This is a genomic window from uncultured Gemmiger sp. (assembly GCA_944388105.1).
Classification (GTDB): domain Bacteria; phylum Bacillota; class Clostridia; order Oscillospirales; family Ruminococcaceae; genus Gemmiger.
The window spans coordinates 1-5,958 of record CALXHN010000117.1 but is presented as its reverse complement, the minus strand read 5'-3'; the positions used below and the strand labels follow the sequence as shown (position 1 = coordinate 5,958).

At 66.3% G+C, this 5,958-nt stretch carries 5 protein-coding genes; all 5 read left to right on the top strand.

The window, feature by feature from the left end:
• The first annotated feature begins 403 nt into the window (after window positions 1–403).
• A complete protein-coding gene (gene mnmE, locus Q0K17_RS10140) occupies window positions 404–1,804 on the top strand; it encodes a tRNA uridine-5-carboxymethylaminomethyl(34) synthesis GTPase MnmE (protein ID WP_294542747.1) in 1,401 nt (466 codons plus the stop codon).
• Window positions 1,805–1,819: 15 nt separating this feature from the next.
• Window positions 1,820–2,284: a hypothetical protein gene (locus Q0K17_RS10135; RefSeq protein ID WP_294542745.1), complete on the top strand. Its 465-nt coding sequence runs from the start codon at window positions 1,820–1,822 to the stop codon at window positions 2,282–2,284.
• Window positions 2,285–2,305: 21 nt separating this feature from the next.
• Entirely contained in the window at window positions 2,306–4,204 is a 1,899-nt protein-coding gene (mnmG, locus tag Q0K17_RS10130; RefSeq protein WP_294542744.1) for a tRNA uridine-5-carboxymethylaminomethyl(34) synthesis enzyme MnmG, read from the top strand.
• Entirely contained in the window at window positions 4,201–4,905 is a 705-nt protein-coding gene (gene rsmG / locus Q0K17_RS10125; RefSeq protein WP_294542743.1) for a 16S rRNA (guanine(527)-N(7))-methyltransferase RsmG, read from the top strand. The genes mnmG and rsmG overlap by 4 nt, the downstream gene beginning before the upstream one ends.
• A gap of 131 nt (window positions 4,906–5,036) precedes the next feature.
• On the top strand, window positions 5,037–5,958 hold a 922-nt coding region (locus Q0K17_RS10120; protein ID WP_294542741.1), incomplete at its 3' end, for a ParB/RepB/Spo0J family partition protein.

Sequence of the window (5,958 nt, the reverse complement as noted above, 5' to 3'; positions counted from 1 at the left end):
TTCCTTGCTCAGGCCCCCCAGGGCCTGAGTAGGCCGTCGTAAGGTGGCCGCATTCCCCGGGTCCAGGGCCGCAGCCCTGGTCGGCGTCCACCGCCTCGAAACGGTGGCGGTTTGCCCCGCAGGGGCAAGCAACGCGCAGCGTTGTTTCCGAAATTGGCGGCCGCGTTCAGCGGCAATCTAGAGGTTGCTACCTAAATTTACACCGGCAAAAAGCGACAACACTCCCGCAAGCTCCCGCTTGCCAAAAAAGAACAACTCTCCCGCAAGCACCCGCTTGCCAAAAAGCCACCATCTTTCCACAAAACCCCCACCTGTTTGTGGAAAACCAACCCGCCCTCACCCCCCGCCATTGCCGCGGCGGCATTTTTGTGATACCATAAACCAAAAAGGGGGAAGGTATCCTATGCAGCTGTCAACCACCGTCTGCGCGCTGGCCACCCCGCCCGGGGAGGGCGGCATCGCGGTGATCCGGGTGAGCGGCCCGGACACCTACGCCATCGTGGACAAGGTCTTTGTGCCCATCCATCAGAACAGGAAAGTCATAGAAGCCAGGGGCTACACCGCCCTCTTCGGCCATTTTGTGCTGCGGGGCCAGACCATGGACGAGACGGTGGCCCTGTTCTACCGGGCTCCCCACAGCTATACCGGGGAGGACGTCATCGAGCTGTCGGTGCACGGCGGCACCGTCATGGCGGACAGCCTGCTGGAAGCCCTCTATCTGGCCGGGGCCGTGCCTGCCGGACCGGGGGAGTTCACCCGCCGTGCCCTGCTCAACGGGCGGATCAGCCTGACCCAGGCGGAAGCGGTCATGGAGATCATCTCCGCCGGGGGACGGCAGGGGGCCGCCCTGGCCAGCGCCGCCCTGGACGGGGCCCTGGCCAAAAAGATCGCCGGCATCCAGGCCACGCTGCAGTCCCTGTACGCCCATCTCAGCGCCTGGGTGGATTACCCCGAGGAGGACGTGCCCGAGCTGCTGCCCGAGGAACTGACCATGACCCTGGAAGAGACCAAGGGGGAGCTGGACAAGCTCATCAATGGCTACGGCGCCGGGGCCATCCTGCGCCACGGGGTGGACTGCGTCCTCTGCGGACGGCCCAACGTGGGCAAGAGCACCCTGCTCAACCTGCTGGCCGGGTTCGAGCGCGCCATCGTCACCCCGGTGGCGGGCACCACCCGGGATGTGGTGGAACAGGCCGTCATGCTGGGGGACATCCGCCTCAACCTCTTTGACACCGCCGGTGTGCGGGACGTGGGGGAGAAGGGGGACGCCATCGAAGCCGAGGGCATCCGCCGCAGCTGGAAGAAACTGGACGAGGCCGGTCTGGTGCTGGCTGTCTTTGACGCCGACGCGGGCCTGGGCCCCGATGACCTGTCGGTGGCCGAAAAGTGCCAGGGCCGTCCGGCCATCGCCATCCTGAACAAGCAGGACCTGGTGGCCGACGACGAACGGCTGGGCACCATGGAAAAGACCCTGGCCCCCTACTTCAGACAGGTACTGCCCCTGAGCGCCAAGGACCCGGCCAGCCTGCCCAAGCTGAGTGCGGCGGTGGCCGATCTTTTGGGCACCGGGCAGGTGGACACCGGGGCGGCGGCTTTGTGTTCCGCCCGACAGCTCCACGCCGCCACCGCCGCCCGGGATGCCCTGGCCCAGGCCATCCGCAGCCAGCGGGAGGAGGGCCTGGGCCCCGACGCCGCCGGGGTCTGTCTGGCCGACGCCCTGGCATCCCTGGCGGAACTCACCGGGGAGGACGCCACCGAGGCCACCATCGATGAAGTGTTTTCCACCTTCTGTGTGGGCAAATAAAAAGGGAGTGGTGTGATGAAACGGATCAATCTGTTCATGGGCGGCATCTTCACCGCCGTGGGCGTCGTCTTTGTGGTGGTGGGGCTGCTCACCGCCCTGCTGCTGCGGGTGCCGCTGCTGCTTCTGTTCGCCCTGTTCGGGCTGCCCTTCCTGCTGCTGGGCATCGGCTTTCTGCGCCGGGACGCCAAGGAAAAGCAGGACGACGCCTGGCTGCAGGAGAACGGCTCCAGGATCTACGCGGATTTCGTGGCCGTGCAGTTCAACACCTCGGTGCGGGTGAACGGCCGGTGCCCCCTCATCATCCAGTGTCAGGCGGTGAACCCCGCCGACGGCAAGGTGTATCTCTTTGAGAGCAAAAACTTCTGGTTCGACCCCGAACCGTTTTTACAGGACCGGCCCAAGATCCCGGTGCTGGTGGACCGCAGCGACTACCACCGGTATCTGGTGCTGACCGAAGGCATCCTGCCCGAAGAGGGCTGAAAGGACAAGCAAGAACTGACTATGGATAAACTGGGAAAGTATGATGTGATCGTCATCGGCGCGGGGCACGCGGGCATTGAGGCCGCCCACGCGGCGGCGGTGCTGGGCGCCAGGACCGCCGTCTTCACCCTGACGCTGGATTTTATCGGCAACATGCCCTGCAATCCCTCCATCGGCGGCACCGCCAAGGGCCATCTGGTGCGGGAGATCGACGCCCTGGGCGGGCTGATGGGGGTGGCGGCGGACGCCACCTTCCTGCAGAGCCGGATGCTGAACCGGGGCAAAGGCCCCGCGGTGCACAGTCTGCGGGTGCAGACCGACCGCAAACGCTACCACATGTGGATGAAACATGCCCTGGAACTCACCCCCAACCTGGACGTGCACCAGGGGGAGGTGGTGGCCCTGGACATCGCAGAGGGCCGGGTGCAGGGCGTCATCACCAGCCTGGGGGGCTATTATGAGTGCAAGGCGGTGGTCATCGCCACCGGCACCACCCTGGGCGGACGCATCTTTGTGGGGGAGGCCAGCTACGCCGGCGGCCCCGACGGCCAGCACGCCGCCACCGCCCTGACCCAGTGCCTGGTGGACAACGGCTTCACCCTGCGCCGGTTCAAGACCGGCACCCCCGCCCGGGTCCACCGCCGGAGCATTGATTTCTCCAAGCTGGAACGCCAGCCCGGGGACCCGGACGAGAGCCTGCAGCCCTTCTCCTTCCTGACCCGCACCCCCATGCACAACAAGGTGGACTGCTACATCACCTACACCAACCCCGAAACCCACAAGGTGATCCTGGAAAACCTCCACCGCTCGCCCCTGTACGGCGGGATGATCCAGGGGGTGGGGCCCCGGTACTGCCCCTCCATCGAGGATAAGGTGGTGCGCTTCAAGGACAAGGAACGCCACCCCATCTTTGTGGAACCCTGCGGCGAGGACACCGAGGAGATGTATCTGCAGGGGCTGTCCTCCAGCCTGCCGGAAGTGGTGCAGAACGCCATGTACCGCACCATCTCGGGGTTTGAGCATCTGGAGATCATGCGCCCCGCCTACGCCATCGAGTACGACTGCGTGGACCCCACCACCCTGTATCCCACCCTGGAAAGCAAGGTGGTGGCGGGGGTGTACGGCGCCGGACAGTTCAACGGAACCTCCGGCTACGAGGAGGCCGCCGCCCAGGGTCTGCTGGCGGGGCTGAACGCCGCCCGGGCCGCCCTGGGCAAATCCCAGCTGGTGCTGGCACGGCACACCTCCTACCTGGGCACCCTGGTGGACGACCTGGTGACCAAGGGGGTCATGGACCCCTACCGGATGATGACCAGCCGCAGCGAGTACCGGCTGAGCCTGCGCCAGGACAACGCCGACGAGCGCCTGACCCCCATCGGCCGGGAATACGGGCTGGTGGACGACGCCCGGTGGGCGGTGTTCACCCAGGACCAGGCCATCAAGCAGGCGGAGATGCACCGCCTGGAAACCACCCGGGTGCCCCTGGCCGACCTGCGCAAAGCCGCCGAGGAAGCGGGCGTGGACAGGAGCCGGATGGGGGAGACCGGGGGCACCGCGGCGGAACTGCTCCGCCGGCCCACCGTGACCTACGAGCTCATTGCCAGGGTCATCGGCTGGGGGCAGGACGTGACCCCCGCCATGGCCCTGCGCCTGGAGACCGAGATCCGCTACGCCGGGTACATTGCCCGGGAGCAGCGGGCCATCCGGGAAGTGCAGCGCCACGAGCAGGTGCTCATCCCCACTGACTTTGTGTATGAGGACATCCCCACCATGACCCTGGAAAGCCGGGAGAAGCTGACCAAGATCCGCCCCCGCACCCTGGCCCAGGCCGGACGCATCCCGGGGGTCAGCCCCAGCGACCTGGCCCAGCTGAGTCTGGCCGTGCTGCGGTTTCAGAAAGAAAAGGAGCAACATCCATGATCGATACAAACCGTCTGGCAGAGAAATGTTCCATGTGGAACATTTCCCTCACCCCCGACCAGCTCACCGCCCTGGACAGGTACGCCGAATTGCTGGTGGAGACCAACAAGCATCTGAACCTGACCGCCATCACCACCCCCGAGGGCATCGAGGACCGGCATTTTGTGGACAGCCTGCTGCTGGCCGCCCAGCCGGAGGTGGCGGGGAAGATGGTGGACGTGGGCACCGGCACCGGGTTCCCGGGCATTGTGGCCAAGATCTACAAGCCGGAGCTGGAACTGACCCTGATGGAACCCACCGGCAAGCGGGTGGAGTTTTTGCGCACCGTCTGCGGGGAACTGGGGCTGACCAATGTGGAGTTTGCCAAGGAGCGGGCGGAGGAAGCCGCCCGCAAGCGCTGGCGGGAAGCCTTTGACCTGGCCACCGCCCGGGCGGTGGCGGCATTGCCGGTGCTGTGCGAATACTGCCTGCCGCTGGTGAAGGTGGGGGGCCTCTTCATTGCCATGAAGGGCCCCGACGCCGTCGCCGAGACCGACGCCGCCCAAAATGCCCTGCACAAGCTGGGGGGCAAGGTGGAGGAGGTCCGGGCTTTCCATCTGCCCGACGGCAGCACCCGCAACCTGGTCCTGGTGAGAAAAATATCGCAGACTCCGACCGTTTACCCCAGAAACGGCGGAAAAATTGCGAAGAAACCCTTGTAAAAGCGCTGAAAACCGAAAATGCCGGCGAACGATTGTGCTGGCACGCCCCCGCGGCCCTGTGGTATGCTGAAATCAGCATACGAATCCACAGGGCCGTTTTGTCGGCCATCCGATACAGAAAAGGGGACACCATGGCAAAATCAAAAGAGAAGAACCGGCAGAAGGCGGGCAAGGTGCTCATGATCCCGGTGGAGCAGATCGAGGCTTCGCCCTATCAGGCGCGCACCACCTTCGACGATACCGAGATCGCCGCCCTGGCGGTGAGCATCTTACAGAACGGGCTGCTGCAGCCGGTGAGCGTGCGGCGGGCCGGGGTACATAAGTATCAGCTGGTGGCGGGGGAGCGGCGGCTGCGGGCCTGCCGTCTGGCCAAGCTGGAAAAGGTGCCGGCCATCCTGGCGGACTACGACGACAGTGAGAGCGCGGCCCTGGGCCTGCTGGAAAACCTGCAGCGGGCCCAGCTGGACCCCTTCGACGCGGCCCGGGGCATCCGGGAGGTCATCCGGCTGTGGGGCTGCACCCAGGCGGAGGCGGCGCGGCGCCTGGGGCTGAGCCAGTCGGCCCTGGCCAACAAGCTGCGGCTGCTCACCCTGACCACTGCCCAGCAGCAGCTGTGTGTGGCCAACCACCTGACCGAGCGCCACGCCCGGGCGGTGCTCCGCCTGCCCGAAGGCCGCCGCACCGCTGCCCTGGAAAAGATGGCCCGGGAAGCCATGAGCGTGCGGGACGCGGACAAGCTGGTGGACGCCATGCTGGCCGCCCCCAAGGCAGGGCCCAGCCCTTTGCGCCGCACCGTGCCCATGGTGCGGGACGTGCGCCTGTTTGTGAACACCCTGCAGCATGCGGTGGACATGATGGCGGCCAAGGGCATTGCGGCCACCACCACCTGCGGCCAGAAGGACGGATGCCTGGAATACACCGTGCGCATCCCGGTGCACGGGGAGGCCGGGGCAGGGGAGGGCTTCGCGGTGGTGCCGGTGCCCATGCAGAGCGCCGGGGCCTCCGCCCCCGTGACCCGCAACCCCCACCGGATGAACCCGCTGCGCCGGCCTG